Annotated in this window: 14 protein-coding genes, 1 tRNA gene and 1 pseudogene; 4 read left to right on the top strand and 12 right to left on the bottom strand. The window is 56.5% G+C overall.

The genetic code is table 11. From position 1 onward, the window contains the following. Positions 1-31: 31 nt before the first annotated feature. The 3 genes from G572_RS0110125 to G572_RS0110135 all read left to right on the top strand — a co-directional run bounded on the left by G572_RS0110125 (position 32) and on the right by G572_RS0110135 (position 3,411). The gene (locus tag G572_RS0110125; RefSeq protein WP_029058374.1) at positions 32-1,462 is read left to right on the top strand and encodes a dihydrolipoyl dehydrogenase family protein; all 1,431 of its coding nucleotides are present in this window, start codon (positions 32-34) and stop codon (positions 1,460-1,462) included. Positions 1,463-1,512: 50 nt separating this feature from the next. Continuing rightward, positions 1,513-3,147 carry a sensor histidine kinase gene (locus G572_RS23355; RefSeq protein ID WP_208979084.1) on the top strand — a complete coding sequence of 545 codons (1,635 nt, stop codon included), beginning with the start codon at positions 1,513-1,515 and terminating at the stop codon, positions 3,145-3,147. Between the two features lie 187 nt (positions 3,148-3,334). Next, positions 3,335-3,411 (top strand) — tRNA-Arg (locus G572_RS0110135). 541 nt (positions 3,412-3,952) lie between these two features. On the opposite strand, the pseudogene G572_RS26650 reads toward G572_RS0110135, so the two are convergent. The 6 genes and pseudogenes from G572_RS26650 to G572_RS23365 all read right to left on the bottom strand — a co-directional run. Continuing rightward, positions 3,953-4,948 (bottom strand): annotated as a pseudogene (locus G572_RS26650) (recombinase family protein); the annotation flags it as partial. 5 nt (positions 4,949-4,953) lie between these two features. Beyond that, positions 4,954-5,322, bottom strand: a complete 369-nt coding sequence (locus tag G572_RS23360) for a hypothetical protein (RefSeq protein WP_029058375.1) — start codon at positions 5,320-5,322, stop codon at positions 4,954-4,956. A 253-nt stretch (positions 5,323-5,575) separates the two neighbouring features. Further along, on the bottom strand, positions 5,576-7,507 hold the full coding sequence (locus tag G572_RS0110145; protein WP_029058376.1) for a type IV secretory system conjugative DNA transfer family protein: 1,932 nt from the start codon (positions 7,505-7,507) through the stop codon (positions 5,576-5,578). Beyond that, on the bottom strand, positions 7,504-8,082 hold the full coding sequence (locus tag G572_RS0110150; RefSeq protein ID WP_029058377.1) for a hypothetical protein: 579 nt from the start codon (positions 8,080-8,082) through the stop codon (positions 7,504-7,506). Before G572_RS0110150 ends, G572_RS0110145 begins: the two co-directional genes overlap by 4 nt. A gap of 11 nt (positions 8,083-8,093) precedes the next feature. Further along, positions 8,094-9,257 (bottom strand): hypothetical protein, encoded by a 1,164-nt coding sequence (locus tag G572_RS0110155; RefSeq protein ID WP_156884540.1) that lies wholly within the window; start codon positions 9,255-9,257, stop codon positions 8,094-8,096. Between the two features lie 244 nt (positions 9,258-9,501). Continuing rightward, positions 9,502-9,951, bottom strand: coding sequence for a hypothetical protein (locus G572_RS23365; protein ID WP_029058379.1), 450 nt, complete (start codon positions 9,949-9,951; stop codon positions 9,502-9,504). Between the two features lie 259 nt (positions 9,952-10,210). Between G572_RS23365 and G572_RS26215 the strand changes: the two genes are divergently transcribed. Further along, on the top strand, positions 10,211-11,008 hold the full coding sequence (locus tag G572_RS26215) for a hypothetical protein (protein ID WP_156884541.1): 798 nt from the start codon (positions 10,211-10,213) through the stop codon (positions 11,006-11,008). A 719-nt stretch (positions 11,009-11,727) separates the two neighbouring features. On the opposite strand, the gene G572_RS0110165 is transcribed toward G572_RS26215, so the two are convergent. The 6 genes from G572_RS0110165 to G572_RS0110190 all read right to left on the bottom strand — a co-directional run bounded on the left by G572_RS0110165 (position 11,728) and on the right by G572_RS0110190 (position 18,574). Further along, positions 11,728-13,293, bottom strand: a complete 1,566-nt coding sequence (locus G572_RS0110165; RefSeq protein WP_037546474.1) for an LA2681 family HEPN domain-containing protein — start codon at positions 13,291-13,293, stop codon at positions 11,728-11,730. Further along, the gene (locus G572_RS0110170) at positions 13,290-13,913 is read right to left on the bottom strand and encodes a hypothetical protein (RefSeq protein WP_037546476.1); all 624 of its coding nucleotides are present in this window, start codon (positions 13,911-13,913) and stop codon (positions 13,290-13,292) included. Before G572_RS0110170 ends, G572_RS0110165 begins: the two co-directional genes overlap by 4 nt. Before the next feature lies 1 nt (position 13,914). Beyond that, positions 13,915-15,210: a restriction endonuclease gene (locus G572_RS0110175; protein WP_029058382.1), complete on the bottom strand. Its 1,296-nt coding sequence runs from the start codon at positions 15,208-15,210 to the stop codon at positions 13,915-13,917. A 69-nt stretch (positions 15,211-15,279) separates the two neighbouring features. Then, positions 15,280-17,118 (bottom strand): hypothetical protein, encoded by a 1,839-nt coding sequence (locus tag G572_RS0110180; protein WP_029058383.1) that lies wholly within the window; start codon positions 17,116-17,118, stop codon positions 15,280-15,282. Continuing rightward, positions 17,115-17,606 (bottom strand): ABC-three component system middle component 2, encoded by a 492-nt coding sequence (locus tag G572_RS0110185; RefSeq protein WP_029058384.1) that lies wholly within the window; start codon positions 17,604-17,606, stop codon positions 17,115-17,117. Before G572_RS0110185 ends, G572_RS0110180 begins: the two co-directional genes overlap by 4 nt. Further along, positions 17,603-18,574 carry an ABC-three component system protein gene (locus G572_RS0110190; RefSeq protein WP_029058385.1) on the bottom strand — a complete coding sequence of 324 codons (972 nt, stop codon included), beginning with the start codon at positions 18,572-18,574 and terminating at the stop codon, positions 17,603-17,605. The genes G572_RS0110185 and G572_RS0110190 overlap by 4 nt, the downstream gene beginning before the upstream one ends. Positions 18,575-18,638: the final 64 nt, after the last annotated feature.

Consider the following 18,638-nt stretch of genomic DNA (forward strand, 5'->3'; position numbering starts at 1 on the left):
CGTGTTCCCGTTTCCCCATGGAGGTTTCGCCATGACCCGAGTTCTGACGCCCGACATCTGCGTCATCGGCGCCGGCTCCGGCGGGTTGTCGGTGGCGGCCGCAGCGGCGGCCTTCGGCGTCGACGTCGTGCTGATCGAAAAGGGAAAGATGGGCGGCGACTGCCTCAACTACGGCTGCGTCCCCTCCAAGGCACTGATCGCTGCGGCAAAGGCGGCGCATCACGCGGCCCATTCCACGGCGCTCGGCGTTTCCGTGCCCTCCGTCGCGGTCGATTTCCAGGCGGTGCACGACCATGTCCACGGCGTGATCGGCGCAATCGCGCCGCATGATTCGGTCGAGCGCTTCGAGGGGCTGGGCGTCGAGGTCATTCAGGAAACGGCCCGTTTCGTCGATCGTCGCACGGTTCGCGCCGGCGATACCGATGTCCGCGCCCGGCGCTTCGTCGTCGCAACGGGGTCGTCGCCGGCCGTGCCGCCGGTCCCGGGTCTCGACGCTGTTCCCTATCTCACCAATGAAACCGTCTTCGGTCTGACCGAGTGCCCCGGGCATCTCGTCGTGGTCGGCGGCGGCCCCATCGGGCTTGAACTGGCGCAGGCGCATCGGCGGCTCGGCGCGCGCGTCACCGTGGTGGAGGCCGAACGCGCGCTCGCCAAGCAAAGCCCCGATCTTGCGACCATCGTGCTGGATCGGCTGCGCGGCGAAGGGGTGGAGATCCTGGAAGAAACCAGGGTCGCGGAGGTGTCCGGCACGGCCGGCAACATCAAGGTGAGCGTGGAGGATGCCGACGGTCGCCGCGAGATTGCCGGCACGCATCTTCTCGTCGCCGCCGGTCGCAAGCCCAATCTCGACGGCCTGGGCCTGGAGGAGGCCGGCATCGCCCATACGCGCGGCGGGATCACGGTCGGCGCGGACCTGCGCACCAGCAACAGGAGCGTCTATGCCATCGGCGATATCGCCGGCGGTCTCCAGTTCACCCATGTGGCGGGCTACCACGCCGGCGTCGTCATTCGCGCGATCCTGTTCCGCCTGCCAGCAAAGGAAAACCGCGACATCGTCCCCTGGGTGATCTTCACCGACCCCGAGATCGGCCACGTCGGCATGCGGGAGGCGGAGGCGCGCACCGCGCACGGGCATCACGTGGTTCGGGTTCTCGACGCGCCGTTTTCCGGCAACGACCGCGCACAGGCCGAGCGGCGCACCGATGGCCTCGTGCGGCTGATCGTCGGCAAGCGCGGGCGCGTCGTCGGGGCGGATGTCGTCGGTCCGTCCGCGGGGGAAATCACCAACCTGCTGTCGCTCGTCGTCTCGAAGGGCCTGACGGTGCGCGATCTGGCGGGATTCGTTTCCCCCTATCCCTCGCTTTCGGAAGCGGTTCGCCGCGCGGCGATTTCCTACTATGCTGACAGCGCGAACAATCCCTGGGTTCGCCGCGTCGTACGTCTGCTGGCCTTTTTCGGCTGAAGCGTTGCGGCGGGGCGTGCCGGACGCTTGAACGAAAGAGCGACAGACGCGTGACCTCGCAAGATCCCAAGGCCCGGGACCGGCTTTCGCCGACCGACGCTCCGGCATCCGCCACCGGGCGGGCGGGCGACGACGACCGAGGCGCATCGCCCCAGGTGCGTTCCGGCGGGGCCGGGCGGCGCCGTTGGGGCGGCCTGTCGGGCAAGCTGCTGTTGCTCACCGTCGTCTTCGTGATGCTGAGCGAGGTGCTGATCTTCGTGCCGTCGGTCGCCAACTTTCGCAACACCTGGCTGATCGACAAGCTGACCATTTCCGGCGTGGCCGCCAGCATCCTTGTGGAAACCGACATGGTTGCGCCCGGCGTGCAGGCCGAACTCCTGCGCACCACCGGTGCGGTGGCGATCGCCCTCGACGACGGCAACCGCCGCCGGCTGATCGCCATGTCCGGGCCGCCCGGCGCGATCGAGCGCACGGTCGACATGGGCGAGGCCGATCCGCTGACGTCCATCGTCGGCAGCTTCCAGATCCTGCTGGGCGGGGCGGACGGCAACCTGCGGGTTGTCGGGCCCTCGCAGATGGGGCTTGGCGGACGGGTCGACATCGTCATGCCGCAAGCCTTGCTGCGCGACGCGATGCTGGCGTTTTCCGCGCGCATCCTGGCGCTGTCCGCCGTCATTTCCGCGATCACCGCGGCACTGGTCTATCTGTCGCTGCGCTGGCTGTTCGTGCGCCCGATGCAAAAGCTCACCCGTTCGATGGCGCGCTTTCAGGACAGCCCCGATGACGGCAGCCTCGTGATCGTGCCCTCGCGTCGCAACGACGAGATCGGCGATGCCGAGGCGCGCCTGGCCGACATGCAGACCACGCTTGCCACGACGCTTCAGCAGCAGCGCCGGCTGGCCGATCTCGGTCTGGCGGTGTCCAAGATCAATCACGACCTGCGCAACCTTCTGGCTTCCGCGCAGCTTTTCTCCGAGCGTCTCGAGCATGTTGCCGATCCGACCGTGCAGCGGCTGGTGCCCAAGATCATTGCGACGCTGGACCGCGCCGTCAGCTACACCCGCTCGGTTCTGGCCTATGGCAGCGCCCGCGAAGCGCCCCTCAAGCGCCGGCTGGTGCGGCTCGACATGATCGTCGCCGACGTGGTCGACGTCTTCGGCCTGTCGGGGCAGGGCGGAGTGGCGTTCGAGACGCATGTTCCGGAAGGCGCGGAAATCGACGCCGATCCGGAGCAGCTTTTCCGCGTGCTGATGAACCTGTGCCGCAACGCCGTTCAGGTGCTGGAGGCGAACGACGATGCCGCGCTGGTACGCCGTGTCACCATCGAGGCCCGTTGCGGCGCCGATGCAGCCACGATCCGCATCAGCGACACCGGGCCGGGCATTCCGCCGGCGATCCGCGACAAGCTGTTCAAACCGTTCCAGTCTGTGGCCAAGAGCGGCGGCACGGGCCTCGGCCTTGCGATCGCCGCGGAACTGGTGCGCGCCCATGGCGGCAGCATCCGGCTGGTGGAGGCAAATGCCCCGGGCGCGGTCTTCGAGATCCGGCTGCCCGCCTGCCATGCCCCGTCCGCGACGCCGGCAAGAGCCGCCTCGAGGCCCGGGCCGGTTGCCGATCCTGCGGGGGAGGCCGATGCGGCCGGCGGCGATGCAAACGGGGACGACGCGGCCGGTTCGCGCGTGTGAGGCACCGGTTGCCGTCAGGCTTATCAACAGCTTTGGGCGGCGAAGCGCGCAGGGGGCAAAAAAACGCGCGCCCTCGCTTGCAATCGGCGAATGACCGGAGTAGAGATGCGCCCTGTTCGGACGGCCTTGGCGCCGACCGCAACACGCCCCGCAGTCAGGTTGAACCTCGACAGCGCGGGACAGGCAGGCACCGGTAGCTCAGCTGGATAGAGCACCAGACTACGAATCTGGGGGTCGGGAGTTCGAATCTTCCCCGGTGCGCCATCTCTTTTTCGATACATGAAATCCCTGCTAAAGCCTTGAAAGGCATAGCTATTTTCGGGGTTCGAACACCTTCGTTTCTGCTATAGGAAATAGGCTCTACAAAGGCCAGTCGAAGCACGGTTTTCTTCCATGCGAGATCGCTGTTTTTCCAAATTTTCCAGGGGCTTGATAGGAATTTGAAGGCGAGTTCGAACAACTCCTCCTGGGTGTGTCGCGGCTTGCCCGCATTATCAATGTGTTCCTGGGTCAGGAGTTTTTCCTGCTCAAGCTTTGAGATCCGCTTTTCATAGGCAGAAATCACAGAAGCATTGCTTGCCTCAACGATGCGGTCGAGAAGCTGTTCGATCTGTTTGTCGATCTTCTGAACGTTCGTTTTAAGCGACTTCGCTATTTCATCCGCCTGTGCGAGGCGCATGTTCCAAAGATCGATGAACATCGCCTTCGCCAGCTCGAACAGCTTCGCTTTCGGCTGAAGGGTCTGAAGGAGCTCTTCGAATTCGCCCTCCAGCACATCACGTCGTATGGATTTGCGATAACTCTCGCACCCCTTTTTCTTGCACATGTAGTAGGGGTGCTTTGCTCCGGTTTTCGATTTTGCCCAGCAAGCCGTCATAGGCGTTCCGCAATCATCGCAGTGCACGAAGCCACGAAGCGGGAAGTCAGCGCTTATGTCTTTGCGAGCGGGCGCCTTTGCCGTGCCGTTCAAGCGCTCTTGGATTCGTTGGAAGGTCTCGAAGCTGATAAGGCCCTCATGTTGGCCTTTGCGAAGCGAGATGCCCCAATTTGGAGCTTCTATGTACCCGGCATAAAGCGGCTGCGTCAGAAGGTCGTGAATGCGTTGGTTTCTGATCGTGCCGTCCGGTAGATCCTTGGGATAGGTGGGTTGCCCTTCTAAAAAACGCTTCACTTCGACCTGTGTCTGAAACCTTCCGCACGCATAGCCTTCAAACGCTTCCTGCAAGATTGACGCTATGGGTTCGTCTCGGACGAGGAGTTTTCGATGACCGGGGGTTTGTTCATAGCGAAACCCTCTGGGAGGACGCGCAAGCACGCAATACCCATTCATCACTCGGGCACGCATCCGGTTCTTGGTTTGCTCCGCATTCTTCTGGCGTTGATGCTGCGAAACAGAAGCCAGCATGTTTTCCACGAGGATGGAGTCTGAATCTTCACCGAACTCAATGGAGGGGCTTTGCAACACGCCACCAGCATCGGAAATAGCCGCCCGAAGGGCTAGGTGAGCATCCAGGCCGCGTGCGAGGCGGGATACATCATCGATGATAACGATATGAGGATCGTTCTTGCGTTTGCGGATGTAACGCAGCATCGCTTGGATACCGGGTCGATCAATCAGCCCACCGGATGCGTCATCTTGAAAAATGTCGACGACATCCAATCCCTTATAGCGAGCGAACTCTCGGCATCGGGATTCCTGCGAGCCCAGTCCGTCGCCGACCTTTTTTTGTTTGGAACTGGAAACACGGCAATAAATAATCGCCTTGGTTCCAGTTTCAGAAAATGGGTTTGCCGATCTCATGCTACTCACCTTTCTGCAGATTGGCCGTCCGGGCCATCCGCCATCTTCTCAAATTCCTTCTGAAAACCTTTATCTGTATCGGTTTTATTATCGTGGATGCTTGCTCTAACTTCAATATTATTCGAACCATATTCCTCAATAACCTGTTGAATCGGGTGAATCCCAAAGCCGAGATCGACAAATTGTAGTAATATCGACCATATTGTCTCAAGAAATTCTTGTTTATGCGCTTCACTCAGCGCGGGATCGTCGAGGAAGTGCATATATTTATCGAAATCGACTTGAAGAACGTTACACGGTGTATCGTTTGCATCACGGGCCTTTTCGAAGGGCTCGCGGACGGAGTGTTTACCGTTGTTGGTTTTATCCTTCATGCGCTTACCCTTTCCCGGTTATCCCTTGCCGAACTCGCTGATGAGCCGGCCGTAAGAGGCCATGTCCCTTCTGTCATGCCGGAAGGGCTGCACATCGCACGCGAAAGGCTGAAAGTTTTACTTTCCAGATCTCTACTATTAGTAGAGAATTTATTTTGTATATATACTTTTAGGTTAACATAACCACTCTTTGGAGAGCAAGAATACAATATATATTCTTTGTTATTTGAAGTACTAGGCATAAGGGGCTCTCTTATTTCTTCCAGATCACGAATGGGCATTCCCCGACAGAACGCTGCTCCACGGGCTGCGTTATCAGGGGGAGGCCTGCATAGCGGCACCAACTTCCTGAGCCTGTGCGATGAGTGAGCACGTAGGGCCAGCCGAACATCTGCACGATGACGATCAAAGCGATGAATAAGACCGCCCGACCGCTCGGCTTGAAGTGAGATGCAGCCGCGAAAAACGGAACCAGAAGCGGGCGCTTGGGGCGTTTGATCATCCTCCGTCCCGCCCGCGTCGCTTTCATACGACCGGACCTGATGCGCATCTTGACTTGTCCCAAGAACGGCTCGCCGCCATAGAGCGGGGTAGGCCGAACCTGGCTACGCCATGGATCAACTTCTTGATAGCCAGCTTTGAGTGCGCGGATCGGCGGCAGATTCTGCGCGAAAATGATTTGCTCATCTTCGGGGAGTTCGCGAAGCTGAGTGGGGGAAAGTAAAGGCTTGTTGCGTGGCGCTAGGCTAAGATTTAGGTCCGAGAAGATTTCTTGGCCTACACCAAAACTCTCGCCCATGAATTCATATTCACCGAGCAGGCGACTGACGAGCTGAGCGGTCTTATGCGAAGCGAAACCATAGAACAGCTTCACGTCTGTCTGGCTCAAGATCGTGGCAAGGGCTTCTGCCCCATAGACCCGCGTGATTTCCTGTAGCTCTTGCACCACTATCCAGCAGCGAATGCCATAGCCGCCAAGGGCCGTGAGCGCGTTGGGTAGACCGGCAAGGCGGTAGTTCGTGAACTCATCCAAAATGAAGTGGACAGGGATGTCGTTGTCCTCGCGCACCAACTCTTTGAGCGCAGCCCAGATCAGAAGACCAAGCCAGGGTGCAAACACATCCATGCGCGAATAGTCGCAAACCAGAAACAGAGTGATTTTGCGCTCTTTCAGATCGCGGAAACGAAAGCCGCAGTTTTCCATCGAGGGGGCGAGGCGTCCGCTTGGGCCGAACGGCACGAGACCTTGCACAGCACCTTCGCGGAAGGATTCAAAGTGCTTGTCGTTTGTGTCCCAGTTTGCGCTGATGTTCGCGGCTAAGGCTGCGAGTTCGCCACCGAGGACATCGCTTCCCAGAGCTTGGATAAGCAGGGTTTGGATAAGATCGTTGTCGCAAAGCACCTCATAGGCGCGTGGCAGATGGGCTTCAGCTTCTCCACGCAGCGTGGAGAGGGCAACGATCACAAAGACGAAGAGCTTGCGTGTGCCATTCGGCCAGTAGGGATCACGCTCGCCGCCGGGAGCCTTAGGGTACAGCTGAAGTGCCATCGACCAGGCGTCGGCTATGACATCCTCCGGCGCGTTTTCCAGATCATCCAGAATGACAATCAGCGGATTATACGGGATGCTTCCGAGCGCGAACTTATGGGCAGGGTTGAGAGCGATGACCTCATGCCCATGTTGATCCCGGATCAAATCAGCCGTCTGATAGAGAAGTTCCCCTTTCATGTCGGCCACAATCCGGCTTGCACCGATGTCATGACATAGCTGCGGCATGACGAACGACGTGCTTTTGCCTTTGCGTGCCGGAGCGCAAATCAGGCCATGTACGGCATTAAAGATCGATAGCGGACGGCCTTCCAAAAGGCCGAGGAAAATCCCCGTATCCTCTGTAAGGCCAGCTCTTCTAGCCTCTCGAACCGTCAGCCATGAGGACGAAGACGCCGACAATTTTGGACGCAATGCCCGGAACTTGCGGGCTGCTTTAGATGAAACGGATACCGCGTCGCGCGCCGCTTCATAGGCGCCAGTGACGGCGAGCAGTGCGCCGAAACCCCAAATCGCTTGTGCCCATTCAGCATCCTGCTGAGAAGGCTGAACGAAGCGCCATGTGTGATAGAGCACAGCGGCGAGCGCAGATGTGGCCAGGAGCTTCGCAATCGGGTCGTGCTGCTGATTGCTCATGCCGTGTCCTCCGGGAACTGACAGGCATCTTTGGCTTTTTGCAACATCGCTTGCGTAAGCCCGGCATCCTCCAGAGCCGTGCTACTGATAGGCTTCCAGGCGACAGCTTTTTTCGGGACACGATTGCCAAGGGTGATATGGCGTTGCAGCCCCTTATGGGTACGTTCCAGATAGCACCAGCTATCAGACCAAGCTTCGGGCTTCAGCACGGAGGTGAACTTGGCTCCGGTTGAAACCGTTCCGAACGTCAGTTTCTTTGTCTGGAAGAGGTTGAAATTCTGAACCTTAGCGCTGAGCTGGTCGAGTTCCTGCTCGCGCCTTTTTTGTTCCTGAATCTGTGCGGCCAGGCGGTCGCGCTCCAGCTCGGTCTTTCGGCGAGCATCTTCCAGTGCGCCGATCTTGTCTGCAACGCAGTCGCTGTCTTCGGCAGGGACACCGATCATGCAACGAATGGTGTCTGAAGCCTCGCGTAGTTCAGGGAGCTGCGCGGAGAGGACTGTCCAGGCCAGCAGGGCAACTGTTGTCAGGAAGGCGATTGCCGAGATGGAATTGATCGTCGTGCGAATGATGGTCATATCGGCTCTCCTTAGGCTGCGACAGGGAGGAAAGACTTGCGCGAACGGCGCAGACTCCCGGCATAGAAGAGGAGCGCGCTGAGCGGGCCGAAGGCATCGAGGCTGATTGCAAGGCCAAGCTGCGGCAGATGTTCCGTCAGGTAGCGCAAGGTGATCTGCGGGGCAGGCACCAATTCGGCGCGCACGCTTTCCGGCAAGGGGAGTGCTTCGATCTGGTCAAGCATCCTCTGCATCGTCGCCGCAGAAGCGCGCTCCGCAGCGATGATCTCGCGCAGGGCATTGGCCTGTCCCTGCGACACGCTTTCTTTGAGGGCTTCGAGCCCAGCGACTGCCTCGCCAATCGCCTCATAGGAGAAGCGGACAGCTCGCATGCGGTCGGTTGCTCGCAAATTATCGAGGACCGTTTCGAGCGCGCGGGCTTTGCGGATGAAACCGATCTCACGATCTGACAGGGTTTGTCCCCGGTCGAGGATTTGAAGGTCGATAATCCGGCTGATGTCGCGGGCGCTTTGAATAAGCGGGTGCGCTGTTGTTAGCGTCGCCTCAAGTGCGCCAGCCAGCGCGGTCTTGCGCACGCACAGTGTTTGCAAGGTGCTGGCAATCGGGCCTGTCCCGGCAGAGCCGCTGATCAGACCCGTTCTTGCTTCCGCGCTGCTTTTTGTGCAGGCCGTTTTGGCTTCTGGATGGATAAATGTTGCGGCATTTTCCATCTCCAGGGCGCGTGCACCCAGCAAGCGCGCTTGTCCCGCGTAACGCGCAGCCTGATCCATCAGATACAAGGCACGCGCGCTTTGTTCCGTCAGGCCGATAAATGACGTGTAGGTGGAAGCCAGCCCCGTCATGGCGATCAGATAGACCAGCACCAGAAGGCCAATCGCGGTTGCGCGCCCGGTGACATAGGCGCGCAAATAGCTGATCGTCATGCCCCACAAGCTCAGGCTGATCCCGGCGCTGACGAATGAAACCAGCAAGGCGATATAGGCAATGTTGCCCGAACGCCCGGCCAGCCAGTCCGTGATAATGAGGACGCCGTTATAGGTGGTGATGAAGCTCGCAATTGCCGCCGCCAGCAACGGCGCCCCGCTTAGTAGCAAGCTACGCTTGTTCAGAGCATCCAACTCTTGTTCACGTTTAAGTTCTTTTGGATGATCGGAATGCTGAAGCTTCCTAGTCATGTGAACCTCACTGTGTTCGTCACAACGGAAGAGCTAAAGAAAGGCTGTTTGGCCTCTCGTTTGGTCCTTTTCTCAGCGTCGTGAGCCCTAGCCGGTGAATCGGCGCTGCAGCAAATGGCAGAGCCTTCACTTTGCCTTTGTTTCACTTGCTGCAGGGTGAGGTGGGGGAAAGTTAGATGCTTGGTTTAGAGATAAGGGAGCCAAACGGCTCCCTTATCTCCCTTCCAAATCGTCGTTGCGGCAGCTATGGCTTCGAACTCGAGGCATACTGACCGCGACACATGTCAATCTTCATGCAGATATAGATTAGGCGCAGGCGGGGCAGAATGCGGCGCTGTGCCTTCTGCTTGATTGGCCTGTATTTGAGCTTGAGGAAGTCGCTAATCCAACGAAAGCTGCCATCGTCATTGAAGGCATCGTCAATAGCTGTATCGCTAACGTAGAATGGCTTTTCATTTGCCCAGAGAATGCGACCGCCGAAACCGTAGATTGTGATAGCCCAAACATCAGGCATTTCCCGACGCCCGCATTCATAGCTCGACAGGTAGTCCACCAGCCGCCTAACCATCATCGGGCGGCGCAGATCATCATCATCTGGAACGTAGATCGGGCCATCATCGTTCGCAGGCTTTTGGGGTTTGAGGTCGGCATATACGCTGTAAACAAGATATTGCCAGGTTGTGCGTGGACGCATAGCGATTTCTCCCTCCCTTTGCCTGCCTATCAGATCGATTCGCTCTAAGAGCGCTATCGAGCTGCGTCGGGCATGCGAAATTCTCAGATCATGATGTTTCCCCGATTGTCAGGATTCCTTCAGGAACACAGATAGTTAAACATGCATCCCCATGCGCAACTGGATCAACTATGCGCACGCAAGTTGAAATTACGCGTCGGTCTGCGCACCATCTGCGCGAAATACGCAGACAGCGATTGGGGGGGGGGGCGTCGGATTAATGAGCGAAGACTACGAAGGAACTGAGCAACAGATAAAAAAATTGCGATCATGGCTGCGTAGCTTGAAAGCACGCGGTCTCAGTGCAGAGAAAATAATTTTAGAAGGCGACATTCCTTATCAAACCTCTTCCCTCAATCGTTTTCGCAACGGAGCGATCGAGCGTATTAGAGATAATGCTGGCAAGAAGTTATGGGGCTATGTTCTGGAACGGCACCCTGGTATCTTCCATGGGCCAGTCACGGAACACGAAGAGCAGGATCAATTTGATTTACTATTTTCTAATGTAAAGCAATTTTTTGAACTTAAGAACAAACGCATAGATGACTTTATCTCAGATTTCTCTGGCACTTACGCCATGTACTCCCGATCAAGCAATTTTTATAAGATGGGGTGCTACATTGTTTCGAAACTTGAAATATCCAAAACCGAAAGCAACTCAATTTCTATACTGGAAAGTCAAACCTATAGTGGGAGACTCGGGCTATCTGAGTTGCGGGAGAATTTTCATGGGTTTTGCATTCCTAAGAGCGGCATACACATTATCGTCGCCACGGAAACAGAAAGACATCATCCGAGAATATATTTTTTGAATGACATGCATTTTAACGAAGATCGAAGTGCAGTTGAGTTTTTTCAAGGATATTTCGTTACATATTCCAAGGGATTTGGCGGGTATTTTCAGAGCAATTTCTTTTGTAAGCGCTTACAGTCTGGCGATCACGTTGACTATGATATTTTTGAGCGCGTGCATTTGCAGGATAAGATCGTGGAAAACTGGATTTATAGCAGCATATAGGTCCCGAATTTCGGGTTGTTGGAGTGCCCAGGAATGCTAAATCATGAGCGAACTTACCCTGGTGAACATACGCGGTGTTCGAACGACCAGCATAAAAGCTCAATTTAGAGAGTGGGTTAGATAGCACTGAACGCAAGATGTGTTTTGTAGTACAAAACCATCTTGGCAAGGGGGCAGCTAGCGCCCCCCGTTGCATCCCCCAGCCATTGGCTCTTCCAGGGCATTGAACCCATTCCAGAGCCATCAGACCGTATCGCCGGTCAATCACTCGCAGGGAGACTTCGCTCTCCCTGCACCCATCGACTTGAGGGCGTTCCTGCCCCCAAGTCCCCAGACCATTTCATGGAGACCAGGAAGGGAGCATTCGCGCTGCCCTTCCTTGGAACCATCCCGTCGAGCAGGAGCCTTCGAACCCCTTGCATCCCTGACCAACCGTTCGCCGTTTGGATGCCGCCAGCGCATCGGCGCTGAACCCGATCAGGGGGCTATCGCGCCGCCCTGAACCCACTCGCAGGACCTGGAGATATGCCTCTCCACCTGCACCGCACCATACACAATCGACCGCTCGGTTGATCGCCGATCAGGGGAGCGTTCGTGCTCCCCCGATACCCCCACGGCAACTTCGTTGAGACCATTTAATGGAGACGCGTTCTGCGCGAGCTAGGCAGGCCGCTTTCGTACTGATCTGAAATTTGAAGTGGCTGAATCTGGTTCCCTGATTATCCCTTACGTCCTCGGATATAGTCGTAATCTGGCACTTCAGAGGACAATACCAGCTTGCCTTCATCACGCTCTTTGCGGTGCTCCGCGAAAACGATGAAATCGACAAAGTAAAACAGTGCGGCCCTCGCCAGTCTCAGGGAGGCCAGCGTCAGTTGTTCAAATTCCAGTAGGCTCTTGTGCTCTACCGCCAATGAATCCGATAGGTGATTGTGACCCATATCATGAAGAACAGTGAATCTATGGGTGGACGAATTTCTGAATTGCCGCTGAGCATCGAGGAACCCACCACCAAGGCTTTCGTGTGTTGAAACGTCCTGAAATATATCGAAAAGAGCCATCAAAGGTTGGTTGCCCCCGATCAGCTCAGTTTCAATTTTCTTGGAAAAGACGAACCCCTTTTCCTTTTCGTTGTTTCCCCAAATGCCGGTGAAAGATGCCCTGTGCGCTCCGGGAAGCTTTAAATAGCAGGCTATGGCAACAGATATTTTGTCGAGGATATCGAACGCAATACGCTGCGCGGTGGTCAGTGCGGAATATCTAACGCCATAGACCGCATAGTCCAATGTGTCCGCATGGGAGGTTGTTTCGAAATACGGCGTCTCCGCATCGTATTCGCGGACGTCGAAGAAGACTTGTCTGGCAAAGGCGAAGTCCGCCTTCATCACGTTCATCATCGCAAATATCTCTGGGACATCCGGTCCATCTTCCAGCGTTGTTTGAAGATGGGGAATCGTCAAAAGGTCAAAACGTCCAGAGGAAAATTCCTGCGTGCTGCAATGCAAGGACAGGGCAAGACTGTTCCGTCGAATGTCCGAAAAATAGGCGTTATCCAGTCGCTCGACCTGAGGTTCACCAAACTTTAGCCCATGATCAACGGCCTGCTTGGCTATAGGGATAGCGGCCGCCCCAGCAAACTCCTCCAACACATCATAATTCTCGGAAACAACCGTTGCCAGTTGCCGGACGCGCTGACACAGCGCATCGACATGGCAATACGATTGATAGGTTTCTTCTCTCTGCGTGAAAAGGTTTGCCAGCGCCATCAGGCGCCGCATTTCCTGAAACGCCGCGACCGCATTTTTGGGTAAGATGTGCTGTGCATGTTGAAAGCAATCCAAGGCTTCAACCCACCGATGCGTTTCCAGAAACAAAATTCCGATATTTGTCAGCATCTGAGATCGGGTTGAAATCGATGCTGAAGAGTCATTCATGACTCGACCGAAAAGGATGCGGGCCCGCAAACGGTCATCGGCGACTTGTCCCCGAAGGGGCCTTTCCGCTGCCGCGAGCAGTCTCGCGCGGAGCTGCAACCCGTTGGCTAAATTGTACGCTATATCGGGACTGAAAGAGATTTCGGCCGAAAGAGTTTCAAGGATATCCACTCCGCGGCTGATCGATGAGAGATCGCCAAGCGCATCGCCGCAATCTATCAAGATAATCGCGGCAGTAGCCCTTCCGTTGGGCGTCTTGTCCAACTCGTTTACTCGGCGAAGCGCTTCGGCAGGGTCCTTATCCCGCAATTCCTGAAGCTCTTTTCCAACACTATCGCGGGGCTCACTCATGAGCAGATATGATCCATCTTTTGCTTAAACTTCTCGCGCATATCGGTATTTGCAGGGTCTTTCAGCGCCGCGATATAAACGTCAAACGCCGTGACCAATTGCTTATGCAATAGCGTGCGATTGATCACGATCCGCCCGTCATTGTGAAAGACGAACATCTTGCCGCTCTTGCGAACGATAACACGGTCGGTTGAACCGGTATGATGAAGCGCGCAGCGACCCTGCTCATAAACGCTAACCGCCAAATCATCAGCGTTCGCGCCTTGCGGTACGCAGTCTTTGAATACCTGCCAGTTGGTCCAGAACGCCTTGAAAAGTGCTTTGCTCTTTCGGTTGTGGTTGGTCAGGCCTTCCCGAAAGCCCTGAATGGTTTCGATAAGGAGAAAGTCGATAGCCAGCACGGCAAAGCCGTTTATCCCGCGACCCTTGCCGTTCTCTGCATCGATCAAGAGCTGTGCTGGTTCGATAAAGCGGCGCCGGATGCGTGTATCGAGGATAGCGATTGCCTTGGTCCAGTCTGATGACGTGGAGTTCTTCTGGTTTAGGGTGAGGCTCTTCCAGCCTTTCACCCGGTGGCCAGGCGCAATCTCAAAATTGTCCGGTAGCGTAGACGATCCCATACTATCCTGCCTTCGCCGCACGTTTAGCCGCGTCGGCGTCTCTTTTTTCCGCCGCCTGCGCTTTGCGATATGTCGCTACGCGCTTGATGATGGAGAGCAACTCAGCAAAATTCTGCACACTCGGTTCAATGCCGAACAGTGGGCAGTCGTGCTCCTTATCGACAGGGAAACCTACTTGACACGGTTCATTGTAAGATTCGATACGGAAATGTTTTTCGGGTTCTTCGGGCTCTTCAATGCCACTCGGTTCGAGGCGGAGCCAGTATTCCTCTATCTCATCCTTATCCTCTGTGAGCGCCTGACGGTTGAATGCGAGGATGCGTCTGCAATCCGCGCTGCAGATATCCTGAATTTCGGAGAGAAGTTGATCGGCGATCGGCATCAATAGATATGACTGGACATCTTCCGGGAATTTGTCCGGTTCACCGCGCGTGATCGAATTGACGACGAGCTCCGCGACGCTTTCCGGCGGAAGCTGATCGATCGCAGATAAGATCAAATAGGCGAAAGCGCGAATAAGCGGCGTTTGCTCAACACCTGCCTTTGATGCCCGCATCATCAGATACGGAGCGTTCACCAGCCCGAGGTGCAACACCTCGACGAGCGAAGCCGTGCTGAGCACCGCGCCCCAGGGCCGGTGCGTGATGCTGCCATTGGCGAATTCGTTCGCGATGAGCGCAAATACGCCTAGCGATGTAAATTCAGCTTCGACGCGCGCATTCCAAAGTTTTTTCAGTGTGGGGGAGGAGACGAATTCGAGCTTATTCCAGAAACGCGACTCCAGCGCCTGGAACTGACCATCAAGGCTGAGCGCCTCGGAAAACAACCGCAGAACCACATCGGGATGACGCGACAAAAGCCGCTCCAGATGAGCGCTATCCCAAAGCTTGACCTTGGGCCGCGGATTGTTCTTCTGCCACTCCTTGACCCAGTCGCGCGTCGGGTTGGAAAATTGGGTATTGGTGGCAATGACGACATAGTCGAGGCCGCCTTTGGCCTGAGCGTTGATAACAGCGCTCTTTACCTCGTCAGATTCTACCGTGCCGCTTCGTCCCTTGCATTCGACCCACCAGACCTGCGGTTCCATTTCCTGGTCAGCAGTCGGCGTGTAGAAATGCGCCTCAAGATCGCGGCCACCGTCCGAAGCACCGCCGCCGCTGCCTCCCGTGCGCCATTCAAGGTCTTTGGCGCCCATGGCGTCGAAGAGCCAGTAAAGGCACTCTTCCAAGTCTTTGCCCTTCAATTCCGCGAAGGGAATTGACGCCGGCAGAATCCATTCTTTTTCTTCTTCACTCATAGTGTGTTAAACTAATATCTTTACAACCAATTTTCCACACGAATATTTAATACTCAGGAATTCAGCTTTTTATAGCAGCCCTTGGCGTCCCTCGTCAGGGTCATTAGTGAAAGCTTCCACCTTGCAATAGTCCTCGATGTCTTCGGGTGGATCGACGTTCTCGAAGACCATGATTTGCGCCTTCTCGCCAAGGTGGCCAAGATGTTCAAAGAAGCGCTGTTTGAGGTCCGTGTTGCGCATTTCCTGTTCGTCCAGCGTCAGACGATCACCGGGTTTCTTCATCGGGTCGCGGTAAGTGAGCAGCGGCGTGTCGAGCACGAGGAAACCCGGATGCGGTAACCCGCGCTCGCGACAAAAGAGCATCAGCGCAACTTTGAAGGCTGCGTGCGTGATCGCGCGAACGCCCTTGCCGTTGTTCCGGCGTTCCTTGCCATCAATGATGAGATCATACGTCGATAAGTCAAAAACGACCTGCTTCTGACCGGGGAAGCCCCAGGCTAGCAGGACCTCCGAGACCACATCCGCAAATTCTTTTGCGGTTTCGGTCGAAAGGCCACGCTGGACCGTGCCGTCAACCTTGGGCGGCTTCGATGCCTCGATCTCTTCTTTCTGTTTGATGAGCCGATCGCGTTGCGCCAGCAGGTCGAGACCGCGACGCACATGATCGCGCACGGACACGACCTCACTCAATTGACGCTGCTGCTCGCTTTCGCTGGGCGTCGCCTCTTCAAGCTTAAGTTCCACATCGCGTAAAGACTGCCGCAGCCTGGCCACCTCGGCGATGAGTTTTGCGCCTTCAGTCTTTGTGTCCTCGACTGTTCTAATGAGTTCGCTACGTTGCTGCTTGATCTTTTGGACTTCGGTTTCGGCGGCCACGCGCACGTCCTCGATTTCAGCGAGGCCGTGCGAATGCACCTGCGCATCGGGCGGCGCGCCGCAAACGGGGCAATCGCTCCTGCCGTCGAGACTGAGCAGGAAGCCGGCTTCTTCGAGCGACTCGAGGCGCGAGATGTCGCTTGCATAGACTTCTTCCAGCTTCTCGAAGCTGTCGAGGCTCAAGGCGATTTCTGTGCTCCGGCGTTCGGCGGCGGAGATTTCGACCGACAGGGTACGCTTTTGGTCCAGCAGAGTTCGGATGGAAGAGCGTGCGGCGCTGACCTCGTTCTCGATCCGGCGCAGAGTATCATTGATCCTGTCGTTCTGATCAGCCAGACCATCCGTGTCGGGATAGTCCGCCGATAGATCGGCGTTGATCTGGTCAATCATATCTTGGATGAAAGAGGCTTTGGCGACACGGCCAGTACGGAAGTCCTTAGGTTTCACGACCGGTACGATTGCAGAGTCGTCTTCGCCTGTAAGAATAAATTTGAGGACGCTGCGCTCGCGCGTCTTGACGTTCGTATCGCCTGACTCGATGGGCGAGTCCTCCGACTGAATTGCGATTTCGTCGGTAAGTACGACGCTCGCGATGTCACGGAACGATAGGTTGCTATGAGTCCCTGAGGCGTCTACCGACACCTTGCGACCGGCGGCCTCCATCTGCGTAAGCAGGAATGTAGAAATATTATTGGGCGTATTTGCGTTGTGCTTGGGGGCGAGCGTGCGGGCGGCGTCCTCGCCTTCATGGAGCCTGAACGGTCCGCCAACAATAGCGCGTTCCAGCCGGACTTTGTGGTCGGGCGAAAACGCTATATCGAGCCACAGCTTGTCATAGGGCTCCCGCTCCTTGATGTTCGGCAGTTCACGTTGGCCACCCAGCATGAAGTCCAGCGCCTTCAGCGCAAACGATTTTCCGGTATTGGATGCACCATAGACAAGTGACAGGCCGGCAGCGAAGTCGAGAACAGCTTCCTCGTCGCCCTTGCCCGTGAGTTTCAGTTGCTCGATGTGCCAGCCCGCGTAGGTCATGTGCTGCCACCCGGTTTCAAGTCGCTTTGAAACTCAACGGCCCATCGCCCAATTTTTTGGGTGATTACCTCGTGCAGATGCTCTTCGCCGCGTTCGGACAGATGGTTTATCAGCCACGCAGCACGCTCCTTGAGAGCCCGCCCGTAGTCCGTGCGAATGAGCTTCACGAACGGCGCAGCCTGATCAAGAGCGGCATAGACGATGCCGGACGCGCCGTACCTAACCTCTATCATATGCAGGCTGCACATGAGCGTGATGCCTTGCTCGACCAGGGAACGCCGTACCAGCAGTTCACCATCGCGGTGCGGCACGTTCGGGTGGAGGCTTTCAGGGCCGGAGATGTCGCTAGTGTGCACTACGAGGTGATCGAGCCACGTCAATTCCTTGAGGTCGAACGCGCGCGGATAGGCAGTATTTAGCAGCACGACGCTACGCACGCCTGTTTCAAGCGGGCTGTTGAACAATTGGGGGTGCGCGATAGGCGTCATGGCTTATTCTTCCAAGACAGTTCCCCGTCATTGACGAAGTGATGGCAGATTCCCTGTTTGACAGGAACGTGCGCGTATTTGGCAAGCGGGCCAGCGCACGTCACCGTAGCCGCGTGGTTCATAACTGCCTCGACACGAGCAAGCGTGTCATCGGCGGAGACTTTCCAACGCTCGATCACGCCAAACTTTACGTCCTTGCGGAAACCAGAAATAATGCTCGCCGACGTGTTGTCCCGATAAAATTTCTGAAAGGCGTCCGCCTCAAAAAAGCGCTCACGCTGCCTTCGTAAATCCGGCCCGTGCTCTACGTTCGCTAGGACGGCGGCGTGATTGGCGAATGGCTCCTTGGCGCGCTCACCATACGCTTCGACGAGTTCGTCGATATAGCGCATCTCTATGTCCTGAACGTCCATTGGAACCGCGGCGGTGGGATATTTGCCGGGATCAGCGCCGAACTTTTCGATCAGCAGAGGCTTCACCGCCGGATCGTCCATCATGTCATCAATGGTGACGATGCGTACATTGCTGAAATCGTAGGAGTTGATGACTCCCATCACCTTGGCATCGAGCGGCACAGCAACTTTTCTGGTGATCGAGTTGGCGCAAACGGTGGCCCATCCGTCGATCAGCGCCTTCTTCAACTCGCTTGGCTTGTCAATGAGCAGTTCAAGTTTGCGCGCCAATCCCTTCGGGGCTACGAAATAAAAATTCGTCGGTGGGCTAAAATGGCCTTGAGATGCCCAGTAAAGAACCTTGCCGATTGCCAGAAGTCCCTGCGAGCGGCTCACACTCTTCCGGTATTGTTTGCATTGGTAGTTGTCCCACGGGCCGTCGTGGCGCGCATCGGTGAGAAAACCAACGACATCGCGGCCCATATCGCCTGTGCCCGCGATTCGCTTTACTTCGACGTAGCCGGACTTCTTCTCAGTCCATGCGCGACAGAACATCTCAAGTTCTTCGTCGTCCATCAAAAGAATTAGTCGATCGTATCGAATGTCTCCGGGCATAGAGTTTCTTGTTCCCCCAAGCTAA

It is taken from the genome of Stappia stellulata DSM 5886 (assembly GCF_000423705.1).
Classification (GTDB): Bacteria; Pseudomonadota; Alphaproteobacteria; order Rhizobiales; family Stappiaceae; genus Stappia; species Stappia stellulata.